This window comes from Streptococcus sp. HMSC065H07 (assembly GCF_001837325.1).
In the GTDB taxonomy this organism is placed as follows: domain Bacteria; phylum Bacillota; class Bacilli; order Lactobacillales; family Streptococcaceae; genus Streptococcus; species Streptococcus salivarius_H.
In genome coordinates this window covers 222,018-242,973 of record NZ_KV832038.1, presented here as the reverse complement: position 1 = coordinate 242,973, position 20,956 = coordinate 222,018, and the positions used below count along the sequence as shown (strand labels likewise).

Annotated in this window: 22 protein-coding genes and 1 pseudogene; 7 read left to right on the top strand and 16 right to left on the bottom strand. The window is 40.6% G+C overall.

Translation table 11 applies throughout. The features are described 5' to 3' along the window. Positions 1-101 precede the first annotated feature (101 nt). From HMPREF2637_RS07295 to parE, 6 genes and pseudogenes are all read right to left on the bottom strand, one after another. Positions 102-332, bottom strand: coding sequence for a DUF2969 domain-containing protein (locus HMPREF2637_RS07295; RefSeq protein ID WP_002886057.1), 231 nt, complete (start codon positions 330-332; stop codon positions 102-104). A 118-nt stretch (positions 333-450) separates the two neighbouring features. After that, positions 451-1,482 (bottom strand): annotated as a pseudogene (locus HMPREF2637_RS07290) (branched-chain amino acid aminotransferase); the annotation flags it as partial. 156 nt (positions 1,483-1,638) lie between these two features. Continuing rightward, entirely contained in the window at positions 1,639-4,095 is a 2,457-nt protein-coding gene (gene parC / locus HMPREF2637_RS07285; RefSeq protein ID WP_070839792.1) for a DNA topoisomerase IV subunit A, read from the bottom strand. Positions 4,096-4,181: 86 nt separating this feature from the next. Continuing rightward, complete coding sequence (locus tag HMPREF2637_RS07280) at positions 4,182-4,709, bottom strand: hypothetical protein (protein ID WP_070839789.1); 528 nt, start codon at positions 4,707-4,709, stop codon at positions 4,182-4,184. A gap of 4 nt (positions 4,710-4,713) precedes the next feature. Continuing rightward, complete coding sequence (locus HMPREF2637_RS07275; RefSeq protein WP_070839786.1) at positions 4,714-5,262, bottom strand: hypothetical protein; 549 nt, start codon at positions 5,260-5,262, stop codon at positions 4,714-4,716. Positions 5,263-5,417: 155 nt separating this feature from the next. Further along, a complete protein-coding gene (gene parE / locus HMPREF2637_RS07270; RefSeq protein ID WP_064523192.1) occupies positions 5,418-7,367 on the bottom strand; it encodes a DNA topoisomerase IV subunit B in 1,950 nt (649 codons plus the stop codon). Positions 7,368-7,504: 137 nt separating this feature from the next. On the opposite strand from parE, the gene plsY reads away from it, so the two are divergent. Beyond that, positions 7,505-8,146 carry a glycerol-3-phosphate 1-O-acyltransferase PlsY gene (gene plsY / locus HMPREF2637_RS07265; protein WP_070839783.1) on the top strand — a complete coding sequence of 214 codons (642 nt, stop codon included), beginning with the start codon at positions 7,505-7,507 and terminating at the stop codon, positions 8,144-8,146. A gap of 117 nt (positions 8,147-8,263) precedes the next feature. Here plsY and HMPREF2637_RS07260 read toward each other — a convergent pair whose 3' ends face one another. The 8 genes from HMPREF2637_RS07260 to HMPREF2637_RS07230 all read right to left on the bottom strand — a co-directional run bounded on the left by HMPREF2637_RS07260 (position 8,264) and on the right by HMPREF2637_RS07230 (position 13,620). Continuing rightward, positions 8,264-8,641 (bottom strand): helix-hairpin-helix domain-containing protein, encoded by a 378-nt coding sequence (locus HMPREF2637_RS07260; protein WP_002885939.1) that lies wholly within the window; start codon positions 8,639-8,641, stop codon positions 8,264-8,266. 74 nt (positions 8,642-8,715) lie between these two features. After that, on the bottom strand, positions 8,716-8,970 hold the full coding sequence (locus tag HMPREF2637_RS07255) for a DUF1912 family protein (RefSeq protein WP_002886199.1): 255 nt from the start codon (positions 8,968-8,970) through the stop codon (positions 8,716-8,718). Positions 8,971-9,082: 112 nt separating this feature from the next. Beyond that, positions 9,083-10,033, bottom strand: coding sequence for a homocysteine S-methyltransferase (mmuM, locus tag HMPREF2637_RS07250; RefSeq protein WP_070839780.1), 951 nt, complete (start codon positions 10,031-10,033; stop codon positions 9,083-9,085). A gap of 87 nt (positions 10,034-10,120) precedes the next feature. Further along, a complete protein-coding gene (gene yihA / locus HMPREF2637_RS07245) occupies positions 10,121-10,720 on the bottom strand; it encodes a ribosome biogenesis GTP-binding protein YihA/YsxC (protein WP_002885996.1) in 600 nt (199 codons plus the stop codon). A gap of 9 nt (positions 10,721-10,729) precedes the next feature. Continuing rightward, on the bottom strand, positions 10,730-11,956 hold the full coding sequence (gene clpX / locus HMPREF2637_RS07240; RefSeq protein WP_002890340.1) for an ATP-dependent Clp protease ATP-binding subunit ClpX: 1,227 nt from the start codon (positions 11,954-11,956) through the stop codon (positions 10,730-10,732). A gap of 17 nt (positions 11,957-11,973) precedes the next feature. Beyond that, positions 11,974-12,144 (bottom strand): hypothetical protein, encoded by a 171-nt coding sequence (locus HMPREF2637_RS11170; RefSeq protein WP_002886174.1) that lies wholly within the window; start codon positions 12,142-12,144, stop codon positions 11,974-11,976. A gap of 4 nt (positions 12,145-12,148) precedes the next feature. Continuing rightward, positions 12,149-12,652 carry a dihydrofolate reductase gene (locus tag HMPREF2637_RS07235; protein WP_038675550.1) on the bottom strand — a complete coding sequence of 168 codons (504 nt, stop codon included), beginning with the start codon at positions 12,650-12,652 and terminating at the stop codon, positions 12,149-12,151. Positions 12,653-12,759: 107 nt separating this feature from the next. After that, positions 12,760-13,620, bottom strand: a complete 861-nt coding sequence (locus HMPREF2637_RS07230) for a thymidylate synthase (protein ID WP_049546158.1) — start codon at positions 13,618-13,620, stop codon at positions 12,760-12,762. A gap of 473 nt (positions 13,621-14,093) precedes the next feature. Between HMPREF2637_RS07230 and HMPREF2637_RS07225 the strand changes: the two genes are divergently transcribed. From HMPREF2637_RS07225 to HMPREF2637_RS07205, 5 genes are all read left to right on the top strand, one after another. Continuing rightward, positions 14,094-15,260: a hydroxymethylglutaryl-CoA synthase gene (locus HMPREF2637_RS07225; protein WP_070839777.1), complete on the top strand. Its 1,167-nt coding sequence runs from the start codon at positions 14,094-14,096 to the stop codon at positions 15,258-15,260. A 1-nt stretch (position 15,261) separates the two neighbouring features. Continuing rightward, positions 15,262-16,533, top strand: coding sequence for a hydroxymethylglutaryl-CoA reductase, degradative (locus tag HMPREF2637_RS07220; protein ID WP_070839775.1), 1,272 nt, complete (start codon positions 15,262-15,264; stop codon positions 16,531-16,533). A gap of 172 nt (positions 16,534-16,705) precedes the next feature. Further along, positions 16,706-17,155: a DUF1836 domain-containing protein gene (locus HMPREF2637_RS07215; protein WP_002885964.1), complete on the top strand. Its 450-nt coding sequence runs from the start codon at positions 16,706-16,708 to the stop codon at positions 17,153-17,155. Next, entirely contained in the window at positions 17,148-17,825 is a 678-nt protein-coding gene (locus HMPREF2637_RS07210) for a PAQR family membrane homeostasis protein TrhA (RefSeq protein WP_060972438.1), read from the top strand. Before HMPREF2637_RS07215 ends, HMPREF2637_RS07210 begins: the two co-directional genes overlap by 8 nt. A gap of 54 nt (positions 17,826-17,879) precedes the next feature. Next, positions 17,880-18,071, top strand: coding sequence for a PspC domain-containing protein (locus HMPREF2637_RS07205; protein ID WP_002886147.1), 192 nt, complete (start codon positions 17,880-17,882; stop codon positions 18,069-18,071). A gap of 171 nt (positions 18,072-18,242) precedes the next feature. Here HMPREF2637_RS07205 and HMPREF2637_RS07200 read toward each other — a convergent pair whose 3' ends face one another. Further along, positions 18,243-18,560, bottom strand: a complete 318-nt coding sequence (locus tag HMPREF2637_RS07200) for a winged helix-turn-helix transcriptional regulator (protein WP_060972439.1) — start codon at positions 18,558-18,560, stop codon at positions 18,243-18,245. A 75-nt stretch (positions 18,561-18,635) separates the two neighbouring features. Between HMPREF2637_RS07200 and HMPREF2637_RS07195 the strand changes: the two genes are divergently transcribed. Further along, a complete protein-coding gene (locus HMPREF2637_RS07195) occupies positions 18,636-19,802 on the top strand; it encodes a dipeptidyl aminopeptidase (RefSeq protein WP_070839772.1) in 1,167 nt (388 codons plus the stop codon). A 75-nt stretch (positions 19,803-19,877) separates the two neighbouring features. On the opposite strand, the gene HMPREF2637_RS07190 is transcribed toward HMPREF2637_RS07195, so the two are convergent. Next, the gene (locus HMPREF2637_RS07190) at positions 19,878-20,936 is read right to left on the bottom strand and encodes a DUF3114 domain-containing protein (protein WP_070839769.1); all 1,059 of its coding nucleotides are present in this window, start codon (positions 20,934-20,936) and stop codon (positions 19,878-19,880) included. Positions 20,937-20,956 lie beyond the last annotated feature (20 nt).

Sequence of the window (20,956 nt, the reverse complement as noted above, 5' to 3'; positions counted from 1 at the left end):
GATTTACAGTCCGCCGCGTTTAGCCTCTTCGCTATCTCTCCTTAAGAACAAGAAATAGTATATCACAGTTTCTTGACCAAAGCAAGCCTTTACTTTGGATTTTAATGATTAAGATTGTACGATTCAATAATGGCAGCTACTGCATCATCCATTTTTTTGTGGAAACCTACAACATTTTCCTTGTCAACAACGGCAAACTTACCATCAATTTCTACAATTTGTCCAATCACTTTCTTGCCAACAAGAAGTTCAAAACCTTCGATGGTTGCCTTGTTGACGACTACTTTAGCATCATTAATTTGGATTTCAATTTTTTTATCTTTTTTACTCATAGATTTATACCCGATACTTGGCTCGAGCCATCCTTTCTTAATGTATCTCCTTAATTCTACCGAAAAAGAAAAAAGCTTGCAAGAGCAAGCCTTAAAATAATCATTTATCTATTAAGAATTAGTCAACTTTGACAATCCATCCTTCTGGTGCTTCAACATCACCAAATTGAATACCTGTCAACTCATCATAAAGTTTACGTGTTACAGGACCTACTTCTGTTTCTGAGTAGAAGACATGGAAGTCATCACCATGTTGTACCCCACCAATTGGTGAGATAACGGCAGCTGTACCGCAGGCACCTGCTTCAACAAATTTATCCAATTCAGAAATCTTAACATCACCTTGGATAGCTTTCATACCGAAGCGATTTTCAGCCAAGTGAAGCAATGAGAACTTGGTGATAGATGGCAAGATAGATGGGCTGAGTGGTGTAATGAATTCGTTATCAGCTGTGATACCAAAGAAGTTTGCAGAACCCACTTCTTCAATCTTAGTGTGAGTTGCTGGATCAAGGTAGATAACATCAGAGAAGTTACGGTCATGTGCAATCTTACCTGGCAACATACTTGCTGCGTAGTTACCACCAACCTTAGCAGCACCTGTACCATGTGGCGCAGCACGGTCATAATCATCTTGAATAAGGAAGTTTGTTGGAGCCAAACCACCCTTGAAGTAGTTTCCTACTGGCATTGCAAAAATAGTAAAGATATACTCATCTGCTGGATGCACACCAATAATATCACCAACCCCAATCAAAAGTGGACGGAGATAAAGTGTAGCACCTGTACCATATGGTGGAACGTATTCTTCATTGGCACGCACAACTTGTTTACATGCATCTACAAATTTGTCGACAGAAACTTGTGGCATCAAAAGACGATCAGCAGTACGTTGCAAACGTTTGGCATTTTCATCTGGACGGAACAATTGAATAGAGCCATCTTTAGTACGGTAAGCCTTGAGTCCTTCAAAAGCTTCTTGACCATAGTGAAGGGCTGGAGATGCTTCTGAAATATGCAAAGTTGCATCCTCAGTCAATTGCCCCTCGTCCCATTTGCCATCTTTGAAATATGAGATATAACGGAATGGAAGTTTACGGTAATTAAATCCTAGATTTTCCCAGTCTAAATCAACTGTCATGTGTATGTCCTCTTTTCTGTTACTATGTGCTTTCTAGTATAGTCCTTTTCATTGAAAATTTCAAGGTTGTGTTGCAAAATTCTGACAATTCTTTTTAAAATAGTTCTTTAGTCTCTTAAAGAAAAAAACTCTGCTCTCTAGTAAGAGAACAAAGCTTTCTTATCATTATTTTTCAATAATCTTAGCAGAAAAGACTTCTTTGTCTGCTAACCCTTCAATAAAACTTCCATTGCTAGTACGATCTGAAAGATTTAGAAGGGACAAATCAACCTCTGCAGTTTCACCTGTCGTGGCTGTCACAAGCAAGGTCTGAGGAGTCTCCTCTGCTGGTGTTGCTAGAAGATCTATCTCACCACCAGAATTTTCTGTAAAGACTGGACCAGCCGTAAAGACGCGATGTGGTTTCGTCTTAAGCTCACGAAGAACCTGGAGACCTCGACCAGCTCGCTTAGCCTGTGGGATATCAGCTGTAGCCACACGTTTGAGACTGGCTCTTTGTGTTAGAAGGTAGAAACTTTGAGTATTTGCCACAAAAACAGCCTGAACGCTATCATCATCCTTAAGATTGATTGCCTTAACACCTGCTGCCTTGGCCCCAACTACTGGCACTTCGTCCGCGCTAAAGCAAAGGGCATAACCTCTTTGAGTGATAATCATGATATCATCCAATTGAATTGGAGTGACTGTGACAATAAAATCACTATCATCCTTGAGTTTAGCGTATTTAACCGACTTAGACTTGTAGGTACGCCATGGCGTAAATTCCTTGCGTTCGAAACGTTTAATCTGACCCAGCTTGGTAGCTGCTAGGTAAGTACCAGCTTCAAAATCATCCAGGATTTCGGCGTAAAGCACTTCTTCATCCTTAGATAAATTAGTGATGGTTTGTGATAAATGCTCTCCCAAATCCTTCCAACGAATGTCTGGTAACTCATGGATTGGACGATAAATCACATTGGCCTGATTAGTGAAAATCAAGAGGTGTTGTGTCGTCTTAGCTTGCTGAACCAAAATCAAATCATCATCATCACGTTTTCCGACTTCGTCAATCGTTGAAGCATTGAAAGAACGTGGGCTTGTACGTTTGACATAACCACCACGAGTGATGCTGACATAGGTTTCTTCTTCAACAATCAAACTTGCAGTATCAATTTCAATGGTCTTGGTTTCTGCTTGCAACTCTGAACGACGGTCATTACCAAATTTCTTCTTAATGTCACGGAGTTCACGTTTCATGACATTAAACATGGTACGCTCATCACCAATGATAGCAGCCAAGGTCGCGATTTGTTCGCGTAAATCGGCTTCCTCATTTTGGAGAGTGACGATATCCGTATTGGTCAAACGATAAAGTTGCAAGGTCACAATAGCTTCGGCTTGTTCTTCTGAAAAATCATAGCTGACCTTAAGATTTTCCTTAGCATCAGCCTTATTTTCAGAAGCTCGGATAAGAGCGATAACCTCATCCAAAATAGAAATAACACGAATCAATCCTTCAACAATATGAAGACGTTTTTCAGCTTTTTCCTTGTCAAATTTTGAACGAGCAACGATAATATCACGACGGTGGGCAATGTAGCTAGATAAAATCTTTTGCAAGCCAACTTGACGTGGGGTGAAATTATCAATAGCCACCATGTTGAAATTGTAGTTGACCTGAAGATCCGTATATTTCAAAAGGTAGTTAAGAATAGTTTGGCTGTCAGCATCCTTCTTAAGTTCAATAGCAATACGCAACCCTGTACGGTCAGACTCATCACGAACTTCTGCAATACCTGGAACCTTGTTATTAACACGAACATCATCGATTTTTTTAACAAGAACTGCCTTATTGACATCGTAAGGAATTTCAGTAACGATGATTTGTTCCTTACCACCTTTGAGTTGTTCAATTTCAGTACGTGAACGCACAACGACGCGGCCCTTACCAGTTTCGTAGGCCTTACGAATCTCATCCTTGCCCTGAATGATAGCCCCTGTTGGGAAATCTGGACCAGGCAAGAATTCCATCAATTTATCCAGTTTAGCAGATGGGTGATCAATCATGTAGACAACGGCATCGATGACCTCTGACAGATTATGCGGTGGAATATCTGTGGCATAACCAGCAGAAATCCCTGTAGCACCATTAACCAAGAGGTTTGGAAAGGCGGCAGGTAATACGGTTGGTTCCTTCTCTGTATCATCAAAGTTCCAAGCCCAAGGAACGGTGTTTTTATCAATATCTTGAAGAAGGTAGCCAGCAATCTCTGACAAGCGCGCCTCTGTATAACGCATAGCCGCTGGTGGATCACCATCCATAGAACCGTTGTTACCGTGCATTTCAACTAAGATTTCACGATTCTTCCAGTCCTGGGACATACGCACCATGGCGTCATAAATGGAACTATCGCCATGTGGGTGAAAATTACCCATAATGTTACCCACCGACTTGGCAGATTTACGATAGCCCTTGTCATGGGTATTGCCATCCTTATTCATGGAATAAAGAATACGACGTTGAACGGGTTTCAAACCGTCACGAATGTCAGGAAGCGCACGCTCCTGAATAATGTATTTGGAGTAGCGTCCAAAACGCTCCCCCATGATGTCCTCAAGGGACATATTTTGAATATTAGACATAAGATTTCTCTTTATTTTTTAGTTTAAGTAATGATTTAAAATAATGTGAAAGACAAATAGTAACTTTCCTACCTCACTGCCACGCCTTACAATGTCTTTCCTTGATTTTGCAACTGTAGAAGAATGGTTTTAACCTTTCTAATTTCTATTTCACCAACCACAAATTGAACGACTGTACTTATCGCAATTAAAATGAAAAATACACAAGATAATGTCAATGAAGTAGAAAGTTCCCCAAAGAATAAAATAAGGTTTAAGATTGTTAGACCGGTCATTATGGAGCCATTAATCACGAGAACAGTAGCTAGCGGGATACGAAACAATCTATAATGATAGATACTTTTTAAAAGTGATGTGATACTACACGCAACACTTAAAGGAGTAAAAACATACACATTATAGAAAACAAATAACAAACCCGAGTAGGTTCTATCTGAGAATGGATTATCAATCAAAGATAGAAGGAAGGTTATCACTACTAGTATAGGAAGGAGCAAAAAGCGTGTTTTTATTGGTCGCTTTTTATAAACACTTAAATAAGCTATTGCCACTCCACAAACAGGAAGGACTACTTGAGGATAGTAAAGTAAAAAACTTAATACCTTAGATAACATAGGTCTACCTCACATTGTCTTTTCCTGACTTAGCAATATAGTCTTTATTTTTTTCATTTTCCTTTCCTCCTATTATAGTTTGAACAATACCAATTATCGCTAGGAGAAGAAAAATAAGGTACATAGATGAAGCAGGGAGAAATCCCAAAGACCCTTGTAAAAAGAGCAGATTGAGGAAAGCCAGTAATGTGGCAAAGAAACTATTAATAACTAGTAAGATTGAATATTTGGTTTGAAAGCGTATTAAATGTAGAAGACTTTTTATAAAAGCTATTAGCGAGAATGGCACATAAAACACTGAAAAGATCAACATATAGTAAAACACAAATAATAAACCTGAGTATGGACTTCCAAAATAAGAATAGAGAGGATTATCCACCACGAAGATTATGAGGGAAACTATAGATAGAAGAAAAAGGATAAAAAAGCGTGTTTTTATAGGTCGTATGCCATAAAAAATTAAGTATATGGTAGAAACAATAACCATAAGAATAATAGCAGGAAAAGCTACATCTGCATGGTAAGCTAGGTAATCGATAACATTAAAATCCATTTTTCTACCTCCATTGATTTCTAGTCAATGACACTGCAAATAGTTAATAAACGATGTAGAAAATAATCAACTTGTTTCTTTATAATCCCAAGTATCTATTGATAGTAAGCGCTCTCCCTAACTCTATCTTATTACATTCCCTTCTGGCCTGCAACTTAAAATGCGCCGCTTTCTTCCAAGGTAAATTTAACGTTATCTTCAATCCATTGACGGCGTGGTGCCGCCTTATCTCCCATAAGAACTGAGACACGACGTTCGGCACGCGCTAGGTCGTCAATAGTTACTCGGATAAGCGTTCTGGTCTCTGGATCCATAGTTGTTTCCCAAAGCTGGTCAGCATTCATCTCACCAAGCCCCTTGTAACGTTGAAGAAGAGCGCCACGACCAAATTTTTGACGAAGTTCTTCAAGTTCCCCATCCGTCCAAGCATATTCGACAACTTCCTTCTTACCTTTCCCTTTGGACATCTTGTAAAGAGGAGGCAGAGCGATATAAACGTGTCCTGCTTCCACTAGTGGACGCATATAACGATAGAAGAAAGTAAGAAGCAAGGTCTGGATGTGAGCTCCATCGGTATCGGCATCGGTCATGATGATAATCTTGTCGTAGTTAATATCGTCAAGGTTAAAGTCAGCTCCAACTCCAGCACCGATAGTATAAATCATGGTATTGATTTCTTCGTTTTTGAGAATGTCTGCCATTTTGGCTTTCTCAGTGTTGAGGACCTTCCCTCGAAGAGGAAGAATGGCCTGGAATTTACGATCACGGCCTTGTTTGGCTGAACCGCCGGCAGAATCCCCTTCGACCAGATAAAGCTCATTTTTCTTAGCATTTTTAGACTGGGCTGGCGTCAATTTTCCTGACAAGAGCCCCTTGTCTTTTTTATTTTTCTTGCCATTTCGACTGGCATCACGAGCTTTTCTGGCAGCTTCACGGGCATCACGGGCCTTGATAGCCTTACGCACCAAGTTAGAAGCCAAATCTCCATTTTCCATAAGGAAGTAGGTCAAATGCTCTGAAACGATGCTATCCACAATGGGACGAGCTAAAGGAGATCCAAGTTTGTCCTTGGTTTGGCCCTCAAACTGAAGGTGTTCCTCAGGAACTAAGAGCGAGATAACTGCTGATAAGCCTTCTCGATAATCTGACCCCTCAAGGTTCTTATCCTTCTCTTTGAGAAGACCTGTTTTACGTGCATAGTCATTAAGAGCCTTGGTAATGGCAGATTTGAAGCCCGTTTCGTGGGTACCTCCGTCCTTAGTACGGACATTATTGACAAAGGAAAGGATATTATCAGAATAACCGTCATTATACTGAAGGGCTAATTCCAAGTGGAAATCCTGCTGGTCTCCATCAATATATATGACTGGTGTCAGCGTTTCCTTGTCCTCATTCAAGTAAGATACAAAGTCTTGAACCCCATTTTCATAGTGGAATTCTTCACGAACTTCTTCTTCGTCACGCAAGTCTGTCAATGTCATAGTGACATTCTTAAGAAGGAAGGCTGACTCTTTGAGACGTTCTGAAATGGTGTTAAATTTGAAGTCAGTCGTTGAAAAGATACTAGCATCAGGCATAAAGGTAACTTTTGTACCTGTCTTAGATTTAGGTGCCTTGCCGATTTTTTCAAGTCCTGTTACAGGGTGACCCCCATTTTCAAAACGCTGACGATAAACACTACCGTCACGGGTAATTTCTACCTCAAGCCAGCTAGATAGCGCATTAACAACTGAAGAACCCACACCGTGAAGACCACCAGAAGTCTTATAACCACCCTGTCCAAATTTACCACCCGCGTGGAGAACAGTGAAAATAACTTCAACTGTTGGTTTACCCATGGCATGCATACCTGTCGGCATCCCACGTCCAGAGTCAGAAACAGAAACGGAACCATCTTTATTTAGGGTGACAGCGATGACATCACCAAAACCAGAAAGAGCTTCATCGACCGCATTGTCGACAATCTCCCAAACTAGGTGGTGAAGTCCTGTTCCATCCGTTGAGCCAATGTACATTCCTGGGCGCTTGCGAACCGCATCCAACCCTTCTAGTACCTGAATGGCATCATCATTATAATTATTTACATTTATTTCTTTTTTAGCCAAGAGTGACCTCCAAAATTTTCATCCTTATTATTTTATAAGTTTTCAGAAGAATTTGCAAAGGAAATCAAGAAAGCTCAAAGGATATCTTTATGCTGACTGACTTTGTCAATTACTAGGCTGTATGCTATAATTATCTCATGAAAATCTTATTGTTAATCCTAATCGCCTACTTGTTAGGTTCCATTCAGACCGGCCTCTGGATTGGGAAACTTTTCTTCCATACCAATCTTCGTGAGCATGGCTCTGGAAATACTGGAACAACCAATACCTTTCGTGTTCTAGGTAAGACTGCTGGTACCATCACCTTCTTAGTTGATATGTTCAAGGGGACCTTGGCTGTTCTTCTCCCTATCTGGCTTGGTGTTACAGAGGTTTCACCTCTTATCATTGGTTTCTTTGCCATTATCGGACATGTTTTTCCAATCTTTGCTGGATTTAAAGGTGGGAAGGCCGTTGCAACAAGTGCTGGAGTGCTTCTTGGTTTTGCCCCACTCTACTGTGTATTCCTACTCTTGGTCTTTGCCCTAACACTCTATCTAACCAGCTTGATTTCATTTTCAAGTGTCACTGCAGCAATTGTTGGACTTATTACCTTGGCTGTGTTTCCAGCCATCCATTTCTTGCTAGATGGCTATGACCTTATTTTCACTGGGGTACTTACCATCATGGCTTTGCTTATTATCTTCCGCCACACTGAAAATATGGGGCGCATCCGCAGACATCAAGAAAACTTGGTACCTTTTGGACTTAATTTAACCAAACAAAATCCAAATAAATAATACAGATCTATCAACCACTAGCAAAAAGCTAGTGGTTTTCTTGTTCTCCTAATCAAACAATGCTTTCCAAGTCAAAGAATAAAGATCCGAAGTCTACACCTCGGATCTTTTTTAGGCTTAAGCTTTAAAGCTAACTCCATTTTCTTTCAATTTTTTAACTGTCGCAGGTCCGACACCCTTGAGGGCAAGAACTTCTTCTTCAGTCACAGTAGCAAAAGCCTCTGCTGAAGTCAAACCTTCATTGTAAAGAGTCTCTACAAGGTTTGAACGAAGGCCTTCAACTTCTGGAAGTTCTGCAAAAGCTTCAAGACTAAGGTCTTTAGCTGCTACTTCTTCCTTAGCAACTGTCTTAGTTTCAGCAACAGGTTGTGGTGCTACTGGTGGGACTGGTGGAACAGGCGCAACTGGTGGGACAGGGGCTTTAACATTATTGAAAAGTCCTTGTTTTTTCAAACGGTGTTTAAAAGCTTTCTTTTTATTTTTTACTTTAGCCATGTTTAGTATTCTCCTATTTTAATCGACGACATCTTTCCATAAAGTACTGTCGCCATTTTCTTTTTCATCCTCTATTAATAGTGACGTTCCCCGAACAAGCCATCTGGCATATCATGGAAACCTTTGCCAGCACGATAGTTGGCAAACTTGCCAATTAGGAAATTGTAAGCATCCAATTTGGCTTCATAACGGTAACTTGCATCACGTGCACGCTCATCGCCATCTTCTTCCCAGATTTTCTTGCTAGCGGCCAAGGCCGTTTCGTTTACTTTAACTTGGGTAACAACCCAGGCTTCGAAGTCTTTTAGAAATTCTTGTTCGTAGGTCATATTTTCCTCTTCATTTTAAAAACCAGCTTAACGCTGGCTTCATTTTCTACTAATAGTGTGTAGAGCTCATAGCCTTACAGTCTCCTATTATAACAAATAATTAGAAATTTGACTAGGTTCTAAACTCTGCATATAAGGCTTTAATGTCATTTGGACGTGTGCGGCAGCAACCACCTAAAATCTTAACCCCAAACTGATCATGCCAATCCTTGCTGTGTTCCACTAAGGTCAGAGCATCCTTATCCTTAGGTTTCCAAGTCTGCGTACTACCATCATAAACCTCACCTGAGTTGGGGTAAGTAATGAGGGCTTTTCCAGTATTTTTAAGAATAGCAAGAGCCTGATTATAGAGCAGAGGCGAACTACAGTTGATTCCTAGAGCCAAGATTTGGTCTGACTGGGAAACAAGCTGGGCAATCTCATCTAGAGAAGTCCCATCACTGATAGTGCCTGGTTCTTGGACTGTAAAACTGATATAAGCTTCTGCTTCTGGAAATTCTTCAGCCAGAAGTTCAATCAAAGCTTGTGCTTCCAGACGATTAGGAATGGTTTCCAAAGCCAACAAATCGACACCCTGATTTAGGAGAATTTGAATGCGAGGGCGATGAAACTCCTTAAGTTCCTTGATAGTTATCCGACCATAATCACCAGTGTACTCAGAACCATTGGCCAAATAGGCTGCGTAAGGACCGACATCACCAGAAATCAATGGATAAGGACGCTTAGCTTTCTCACTGTCATCCAAAGTTGCCCAGACCTTATCGCGTGCATTCTTTGCCAACTGAACTGTCAAGGCAATAATCTGCTCCGCTTCTTTCTCAGTAAGTCCAGCGTCTATCAAGCCTGGTAAGGTTGCCTGATAAGACGATGTGGTAATCAAATCAGACCCAGCAGCTACATAGGTTTCATGGATTTTTTGAATAACTTCTGGCTTGTCAAGCAGGTACTTGGCTGACCAGAGTTTCCCAGAAATATCATAACCCAAGCTCTCCATCTCTGTTCCCAGAGCCCCATGAAGAATGAGGGGAGATTTATTCTCTAAATAGTCTTTAAATATTGCCATGCAAGGCCTCCTTACCATTTCTTAAAACGAAGGTAGTGATAGATCATTTACACTAAAGACAAAAACTCGGATTTCTCCGAGCTCTTCTTACAATTCTGCCAAAATCGTATCCCATGCTTCATCATAACCGTCACGTGTGACAGATGAAAAGACGATGAAATGGTCATTTTTATCAAAATTGAGTTTTTTCTTAATGATAGATTCGTGCTTGTTCCATTTTCCGCGAGGAATCTTGTCAGCCTTAGTCGCCACAACGATAACTGGAATTTCATAATACTTAAGAAATTCATACATTTGAATATCGTCTTGAGTTGGTTCATGTCGGAGGTCAACCAAGCTAACAACCACACGAAGATTGTCTCGAGTCACGAGATACTCCTCAATCATTTTCCCCCATTTGGCACGTTCTTTTTTGGACACACGGGCATAACCGTAACCCGGCACATCCACAAAGCGTAGCTTGTCGTCAATATTGTAGAAATTAAGCAACTGAGTTTTTCCTGGTTTCCCAGAAGTACGTGCGAGGTTTTTACGACCAAGAAGTGTATTGATAAAGCTTGATTTACCAACATTCGAGCGTCCTGCTAAGGCAACCTCAGGGAGGTCATCTTGGGGATAGTGACTCTTATTTGCTGCACTGAGCAAAATCTCAGCATTGTGCGTATTTAGGACTTGTTCTTCAGCCATAGGTCCTCCTTACGCTGTTTCCAAAACTGGAGCAGCTGTACCGTCAACGGCTTCTTTGGTAATACGAACCTTAGTCACATCTTCCTGGCTAGGAATTTCAAACATGACATCCATCATGACTTCTTCAATGATAGAGCGAAGCCCACGCGCACCAGTCTTACGTTCAATCGCCTTACTTGCAATAGCTTCAAGAGCATCTTGGTCAAACTCAAGTTCAACCCCATCATAAGACAAAAGGGTTTGGTACTGTTTAACCAAGGCATTTCTAGGCTCTGTCAAGATACGAACCAAGTCGTCAACCGTTAACTGTTCAAGGGCCGCAAGGACTGGCAAACGTCCGATAAACTCAGGGATAAGACCGAATTTTTGGATATCTTCAGCCACAATTTCCTGCATGTATGATGAGTCATCATCAATCGCCTTATTATTTTGACCAAAACCAATGATTTTCTCACCAAGACGTTGCTTAACGATATCTTCGATACCATCAAAAGCACCACCCACGATAAAGAGAATATTCTTCGTATCAATTTGAATCATCTCTTGGTTAGGGTGTTTACGACCACCTTGAGGTGGAACGCTGGCTACTGTTCCTTCAATAATCTTCAAGAGGGCTTGTTGAACCCCTTCACCAGAAACGTCACGAGTGATTGATACGTTTTCACCTTTTTTAGCAATCTTATCAATCTCGTCGACATAGATGATGCCACGTTCCGCACGTTCAATATTGAAGTCTGCCGCTTGGATCAGTTTGAGGAGGATATTTTCCACGTCCTCACCCACATAACCTGCCTCAGTCAATGATGTCGCATCCGCAATCGCGAAAGGAACATTCAAGCTACGAGCCAAGGTCTGAGCCAAGAAAGTCTTCCCTGAACCAGTCGGTCCAATCATGAGAATATTTGATTTTTGCAAATCAACATCATTGTCTTCACGACTTTCTGTGAAGTTGATACGTTTATAGTGGTTGTAAACAGCTACCGCCAAGGCACGTTTAGCACGGTCTTGCCCCACGACATAGTTGTTCAAAATATCCAAAAGTTCTTTTGGCTTTGGTGTTTCAGCCAAGTCAGCCAAAACTTCTTCTGCCATTTCCTCACGAATGATTTCTTGTGACAAGGCCACACATTCGTTACAGATAAAGACGCCATTCCCAGCGATAATTTTCTTTACTTCTTCTTGGTTTTTGCCACAAAATGAACAATAAACCATTTCTTCATTACGATTTCCAGCCATTTATTCCTCACTCTTTTCTAAAATAGGGTGCCATAGAAGGCGTGAATAGTATTGACAAGGTTGGTAAAAGCATTTAAAAAGAGAAAAACTGCTAACCCATAACGTTTCTTGCGAAAGGCAGGAATGGCAGAGAGCACACAAAGTACTCCCAATAATGCAGTAAATAACCCAAAAACACTACGTTGCATGAACCTAGTCTCCTTCTTTTTCATAGCGACTTATGCTAAAGTCGTAGGCATTTTTATCATCCTTGGCCACACGTTCGTGCGATACCTCTTTAAATGCCGTCATATCTAGTTGTGGAAAATACGTGTCTCCCTCTAAATCAGCCTCAATAGTTGTCTTGATGAGTGCATCATAATGCCCATCAAAAGCCTTGTAGACACCAGCACCACCAGCAATATAGAGATCCTTATCTTGCTGTTCAAACCAAGCTAGGGCTTCCTCAACACTCGTAACGGTCGTTACACCCTCACAGTCGAAGTCCTTGTCTCGTGTCAAAATCAAGGTTTCACGTCCTGGCAGACAACGACGGTTCATGCCATCAAAGGTCACACGCCCCATGAGAATTGCTGAGCCCATGGTCGTTTTCTTGAAATGTGCCAGTTCAGCAGGCAAATGCCAAGGCATGGTGTGATTCTTCCCAATAACATGGTTATGAGCTTCCGCCCAAATAGCAATGAGTTGTTTAGACACAGTATTTCCTTTTCTTTTTAAGTTTACAATCCATTCTAACAAAAAAAGAGAAAAAGAGCTTGGAAAAACTTTGCCAGCTCTTTATGGGCTTAATTCATAAGCATTTATTAAATTGCTAAGTCAAATTTGAGTTGAGGTTTAACAGGATCATAGTCAACCAATTCGAAATCTTCTGGTTTGATATCGAAGAAATTAGTCCCATCAGGAACATTGAGGACCAAACGTGGTTGGCAATCAGATGGCTGACGTTTGAGAAGTTCTTCAGCTTGCTCAAATTGATTGTCATAGATATGGAGATTGTTGATGAAATAAAAGAATTTACCAACTTTCCAACCAAAGTGCTTGGCAATCATCATCTGAAGAGCCACATACTGCATGGCATTAATATGATGAGCCACCAGCATATCGTTAGAACGTTGCGTCAAAGTGGCGTCCAAATAAATGTCCTCACCCACACGACGAACGTCAAACATGGTTTGGAAGGCACAAGGCTGAAGTCCTGCTGTCTCCTCGAAGGCCTCGTAATCCCAAAGGGAGATGACATTACGGCGATTCCACGGATTAGCCTCCAACTGAGCCAACAAACGGTTAATAATATCGTGCTTCTTAACGACCGCCCCATAACGCTGACCAATCGAACGCTTGTCCCCATTATTGGCAGGTACGCCTTCAACTTCCCAGTCATTCCAATAATGCACATTATACTTGTCTTCAAGGACATCTAGGCTATTTGACTGGTCTTGGTAAATCCAAAGCACTTCTTTGATAGCAGATTTGATAGCAATAGGACGAAGAGTGGTAATAGGAAACTCTCCCTTGCTCAAATCATATTCTGCAAAAGACCCTGTGATGTATTTGGAATTGGCTGTAGTGCCATCCTTGTATTTAGGACGTGCTTGCTCCGACCAAACACCCTCTTCCATGATTTTAGTGATATTTTCTTTAAATATAGTGTCTGCTTTTGTCATGATTTTCCTCTTTATTCAATTGAAAACAAAGTATTTTTTGAGACTTTCCTTAAATGATTACGGACGTCTGCGAACTTCTTCGAAGTTCCAAGACTAATTTTTGAGCCTATGGTCTCAAAAATTCCGAGTGTCTGTAAACAAAACACTTTATTTACAGACACTTATCTCACAGCGGAAAGTCTCACTTAACGCTCGTAATGATTTCAATATATAACAACAATTTTACTTTTCTAACATAGCTAAAAAACTAGTAGAGTGCCATTTCAATTTTACCCTATTCTGCTTGAAATGAGAAACAAAAGGGTCATGTTCCCCAAAGGAAAGTCTTGTGAAATCCTCTAGTTCCTATCGAAACAGAAGATATAACTAACTATCAAAGTTTTTTCAAGGCGAAAGCGCTCTTTTATGGTAAAATCACTATAGATTAGTATCTTCTGGATACTCTACAATGAAGAAAAAAAAGGAAACATCATATGTCTATTGGAATTGATAAGATTGGTTTTGCGACCAGTCAATATGTTCTAAACATGGCTGATCTCGCTCTTGCCCGTGGGGCGGAGCCTGAAAAATTCAGCAAGGGGCTGATGCTTGATGCAACCAGTATTACGCCGATTACAGAAGATATTGTGACGCTTGCCTCTGATGCGGCGACTGATATTTTAAATGACGATGACAAAAAAGCTATCGATATGGTCATCGTGGCTACTGAGTCTTCCATTGACCAGTCAAAGGCTGCTGCTGTCTATGTTCACAGTCTTTTGGGGATTCAACCTTTTGCCCGTTCTTTTGAAATGAAGGAAGCTTGTTATGCTGCAACTGCTGGACTTAACTATGCTAAATTGCACGTGGCAGCCCACCCAGAGAGCAAAGTTTTAGTTATCGCTAGTGACATCGCTCGCTATGGTGTCGGATCTTCAGGTGAATCTACTCAGGGAGCTGGTGCTGTAGCTATGCTAGTCAGTCAGAATCCACGTATTTTGGAGCTTACTGATGACAACGTGGCACAAACTCGTGATGTCATGGACTTCTGGCGTCCAAACTATAGTTCAACGCCTTATGTTCAAGGCATCTATTCAACCAAGCAGTACCTTGACAGCTTGAAGACAACTTGGGCAGCTTACCAAGAGCGTCATCAGGCTGACTTTGCTGATTTTGCAGCTTTTTGTCTCCACCTTCCTTATCCTAAGCTAGCTCTTAAGGGACTTAATAAGATTATTCCCAAAGATTTAAATCCCGAGAATAAAGAGCGTTTAACAAACAACTTTGATGCTTCAATTACCTATAGTCGTCAAATTGGAAATATCTATACAGGGTCACTTTATCTTGGACTTCTTTCATTGCTTGAACAGTCGCAAGACCTTAAAGCAGGAGATAAGATTGGCTTCTTCTCTTACGGTTCTGGAGCTGTCTCTGAAATTTTCTCAGGACGTCTGGTTGAGGGCTACAAAGACCTGCTTCGTTCAGACCGTCTAGATACCTTTGCCAAACGTCAACCCTTGAGCGTTGCTGATTATGAAAAACTTTTCTATGAAAAGGCGCAGTTGGATGACACTGGCTCTACTCAATTCGCTGATTACCAAACCGGAGCTTTCCGTTTAACTGAAATCTCTGAACACCAACGTATCTATAAAGGAAATTAATATGACTAAACTCTCTTGGACTGGTTTTTCCAAGAAGACACCGCAAGAACGTAAAGAGCATTTGAAAAAGAATGCTCTTTTGTCTCAGGAAAATCAAGATCTTCTGGATAAGGACCAACAACTTACCCTTGAAACAGCCAACCAAATGGCTGAAAATGTTATTGGTCGATTTACACTTCCCTTTGCCGTTTGCCCAGATGTATTGGTAGACGGTGTAACCTACCAGGTTCCTATGGTTACCGAGGAGCCTTCTGTTGTCGCCGCTGCTTCCTATGCTAGCAAGCTCATTAAGCGCTCTGGCGGTTTCACGACTACGATTCATAATCGTCAAATGATTGGCCAAGTTGCCCTTTTTGACGTTCCTGATAAAGCCACTGCTTCAAGTAAAATTCAAGCAGCTAATCAGGACCTCATAGAGATTGCCAAAGAGGCTCATCCTTCTATTGTTAAGCGTGGGGGTGGCCCTCGCAGGCTCTGGACTGAGGCTAAGGGAGACTTCCTCATTGTCTATCTAGCCGTTGATACCCAAGAAGCCATGGGAGCCAATATGGTCAACACCATGATGGAAGCACTGGTGCCAGAACTGGAAAATCTCTCAGAAGGTCAAAGTCTCATGGCCATTCTCTCAAATCTTGCCACCGAGAGTCTAGTGACAGCAACTTGTCGTCTTAGCACACGCTTCCTCAGTCGTAACAAGGAAGACGCTCATGATTTTGCTAAGAAAATGGAGATGGCTAGCCAGTTGGCTCAAGTGGACCCTTACCGAGCAGCTACCCATAACAAGGGAATTTTCAATGGTATCGATGCCCTAGTTATTGCGACTGGCAATGATTGGCGAGCAGTTGAGGCTGGTAGCCATGCCTATGCTAGCAAGGATGGTAGCTACCGTGGCCTGTCCATATGGACTTATGACCAGGAGGCTAAAGAATTGGTGGGAGAATTAACCCTCCCCATGCCAATTGCAACCCGTGGCGGTTCAATCGGACTTAACCCTAGTGTTTCTATCGCCCACGACTTACTTAACCATCCAGATGCCAAAACCCTAGCTAGTATCATCGTTTCTCTTGGTTTGGCACAAAATCTGGCTGCTCTCAAAGCTCTGACTTCAACAGGTATCCAAGCAGGACATATGAAACTTCAGGCCAAATCTCTAGCCCTACTAGCCGGTGCTAGTCCTGAAGAAATGCCTCACGTTTTGGCTGAACTTCTCAAGGCCAAACATATGAATCAAGAAACTGCACAAGCAATTTTGGAGAAACTTAGAACCCCATAAAAAAAGATACTAACGCAGTTTTAAAAAATAACTCTGCCATATCACATAAGAAATAAAGATGTTGAACATATTATCTCAACATCTTTTTCATTTCCCGTAAGTTCTGACTTGACTTAAATTTCTATAATGTTATAATCTGGTTATGAAAACTAGATAAAGAGGTTTTTATAATTTGACAACACAACAATACCCTCTCTGGGAAGAATTACCAGAGATTGAACTCTATTTGGATCAGGTTTTGCTCTATGTCAATCAGGTCACCCAAAGTACTTTGGGGCCAAACGACAAGGGGCTAACCGCCTCTATGGTCAATAATTATGTCAAACATGGCCATGTCGCAAAACCCATCAAGAAAAAATATAATGCTGCTCAGGTAGCTAGACTTATTGTCATCACAAGTCTGAAGACCGTCTTTGAGATTTCTGAGATTGCTAAAACCTTGGAAATCCTGCGTACAGATGCTGAAAGTCAAAAGAGCTACTACAATGACTTTGTAGCCTGTATGAATGGTCAGTTTCCCCAAGAGGCTCCACAAGTCATCCTTTCAGCCTGTCAGACGCTTCAATGCTACCGAGCTACCCATCAACTTTTGAACGACCTTGAAGGAGGAAACAATGTCTAATACTGCTACTTTTAATACTTCTCCCAACCTCAAACTCAGTAAAAAACTTAGCTTTGGTGAGGAAGTGGCTAACAGCGTGACTCACGCCGTCGGAGCTATGGCCATGCTAGTCTTATTGCCAATTACTGCCGTTCATGCCAACAACGGCTACGGCATGACTGCTGCCATCGGGATGTCCGTTTTTGTCATCAGTCTCTTCCTCATGTTTTTGAGTTCAGCCATCTATCATGCTATGGATTATAACTCACCCCACAAGATGGTTCTAAGAATTATTGATCACAGCATGATTTATATCGCCATTGCTGGAAGCTACACCCCTGTTGCCCTCTCACTAGTTGGCGGATGGCTAGGCTACAGCATCATCGTCCTCCAATGGGGAACAACAATTTTTGGTATTCTCTACAAAATCTTTGCTAAAAAAATCAATGAAAAATTCTCCCTCTTCCTCTATCTGATGATGGGATGGTTGGTTATCTTCATTATTCCAGCTATCGTCACTAAGACAGGACCTGCCTTTTGGGGACTCATGCTTGCTGGAGGATTGTCATACACGGTTGGTGCAGCTTTCTATGCTAAGAAAAAACCATACTTCCACATGATCTGGCACCTCTTCATCATGTTGGCTTCGGCTCTTCAATATATGGGGATTGTCTACTTTATGCTTCCTTAAAGTCAAAGACATCAAGGTGTTATGGTATAATAAGGAAGTACGGAGGTAAATCATATGAAAAAAGAACTCAGAAGAGATCCAAACAACAAAATTATTGCCGGTGTTTGTTCTGGTATCGCTAAATATCTTGACATTGACCCTGTCATTATTCGCCTTATTTGGGCTGCAGCGATCTTCTTATTTGGAACAGGTTTTCTTTTCTACATCATTTGCTGGATTATTATCCCAGAAGAAAGCAAGTGGTAAGCTATAATTGAATATACAAAAAAGGTTTGCCAATTGGTAAACCTTTTTAGATTGAAGATAAAATTTTTGAAATTTCCTTAAATAATACCGGACCTTAGATGAAATTGTTCAGTGGATGATTTCAGGAATCTAGGAAGCTCCACTATATGTTTAATATTAGCAAAAATGACCTTATTCTCGTGAAAGCAAGTCATCATGGTCTCTAATCCACTTTTTTATTTGATATAAAAGTGGTAAGAAATCTTTTCCCAAATCGGTTAACCCGTAATAAACTGGAGAACCCGTACTAGCTACACCTTCACGACTGATTATGTTAATTGACTCTAACTCACGAAGATTTTGAGCAAGAACCTTTCTAGATATTGTTTTCAACCTTCTTTCAAGTTCCGCAAAATGGAGTGTCTCATTTTCTAAAGTTAAAATAATAAATACAGCCCATTTCCCTAACAAGGGTTGAGCAAGCTTGCGTAAACAGATTTCGTTTTCCATGTTACTTTTAGGTACCTTCTTTTTCTCATTATTAAAGTCTGTTACTATTGTACTACATTTCGAAAGGAGTAAAGCATGGTATTTTTTAAAACAAAAGAATTCGAATTTGAAGCACGACGTGTCATGTGGTACTGCCCTAAAGGTGGAAGTGACTTTGCCGAGGTTGAAAATATCTGTCAACAAATTAAAGACGGCAACTACGAATCTTGGTATCATGGCTGGAAAAACGGTGCTGAAAAACTATTAAAACGTACTCAACGATATTCTTCTAAAATTAGTCAAGGACATGCTTTTTTGCGAGCCAGTCGTTATTTTCAAGCCTCTGAATTTTTTCTTTCCCCTTTGGATAAAAGAAAAATAGACGTCTACCAATTATCAGTTCAATATTTTTATGAGGGGCTCAAGATGTTAGAAATCCCTTATCGTTTGGAAATGATTCCATATGAGAATATCTCATTACGTTCTCTTTATTTCACTCATAAGACAAAAACGTGCAAAGGAACACTCTTTATCTGTGGTGGTTTCGATGCCTTGTTAGAAGAACTTTACTTTACAAATGTTGTTGCAGGAATCGAAGAAGGTTATAATGTCATCATTTTTGAGGGACCAGGTCAATCCTCTGTCCTTAGAGAACATCATCTTCCATTTATCCCTAATTGGGAAAAGGTTTGCCAAGCCATAATTAATTACTACGAAAATCAAGTTTCTAAACCTTTTATCGGAATCGGTCTATCCTTGGGCGGTTTGCTAATGGCTCGCGCACAAGGAAATAAAAATGACTTATTTGATAGTATTGTTTTATATAATTATTTTCCAAGTGTCCTAGAATCCTTTAAAAATAGTATCCCTCAAATATTCCATCGTTTCATTGATGATGAGATACCAAGTTTTTTTGAAAAGTTAGCTATGTTTTACATACAAAGAAATAAGTTTTTAAATTGGCAAGTTGAACAGGCAAAGTGGAATTTTGGAGAACCCTCACTATCTTCTTTAATAAAACGATGTAAAGAATTTAAGGAGATAACTATTTCAGGGCCTGTTCTTGTACTTTTATCCACTAATGATATGTATTACGATAAACAACTAGGATTTAAGTATTTTGAAGCCATACCGTCAAAAGAGAAAAAATTAATCATTTTTGATAAAGAAAACTACTCAAGCGACCTCCACTGTCAGAATGGTTCTGCTTTTGATAGTAATGATGAAATCTTTGAATGGTTAAGTGAAATAGAGTTGCCTTAATTTATAAACATATGTAAACAAAAAAGTGATACAAATCTAAATTCTTACCATTTAGGTCCATATCACTTTCTTTTTTTATTTTCTCAAGCGGAGAATTAAATAGCTGACGTTAACTAGGAGTAAAACACTCCAAAGAATAAGGAAAGGAATATTTCCTCGGACAGCATTGTGCCAAATACCTAGGGCGTATAAGGCCATAAATACTAGTGATCCTAGAACTGCTGTTCCTTTATTGTTTTGTGGTTGTTTAGACATATGAACCTCCTTTGTTTGCTTTTTCTGAACTGGTTTAAAGCCATAAACCATGGCGAGAAAAAGTCTGGCTTGACGTTTGACATCATTAGCCAAAGATCTATGTGACTGGGCATAGATACCATTTGGATTGTAAAAAGACTTGTCAAAATGCTCAGGCTCTTTTCGGCCCCACTTCTTTCTCAATTTGTTGGGTGATCGAAAACCCTTGGTCATCCGATTACGAAAGGCAGGATCATGTGGTTGAACCGGCTCCACATCCAGTTGCCAGTGGCGTTTGAAATTGCCATAGTTGAAACTAGCACCATTAACCACTCCACTCTCGGTCACCTGCTCCGCATCGACCTCATTGAGAAAGTTTCCCTGACTATCCAGAATAAACTCAATCCGATTATAGAGAAGAATTTTTAGATTAACACTTGGAATCCCATCAGGATAAACCGCCTTGCCATCACAGATAGAAACCTTCTGGTGCAAACGTCCCTGATCAAACATGGTGAAAGGCTTCCATCTCAGATAGACAGCCAAAGCTTCTTTATCTGTCATCCCTGGCTTTTTATAATGCGTCCGCACATACTGTGCCTGTTGACTAGAAATCAGGTATCGTAGCTGATGGATTTGTCGCTCTATAGAAACATTCTTAGACAAACTATCATCAGGAAAAGCCAGATCTACCAATTTCACGACATCCTTCCAGAAGGAATCATGCGGTGCTAAGTCAGAATCGAAATAAGATAAAAGGTGTTGGGTTTCTTCAAGCTCTCCCGATAAGTCCTCTGGCATCTCTATATAAGCTAGCAATAGCTTTAGCACTTGCAATGGTTGGTAGTCCCTTTGCCAGTTCTTCCATAAGTGTCGAAAGGCTTTTGAACCAATGAGCATCACATCTCTCCTCAATAACA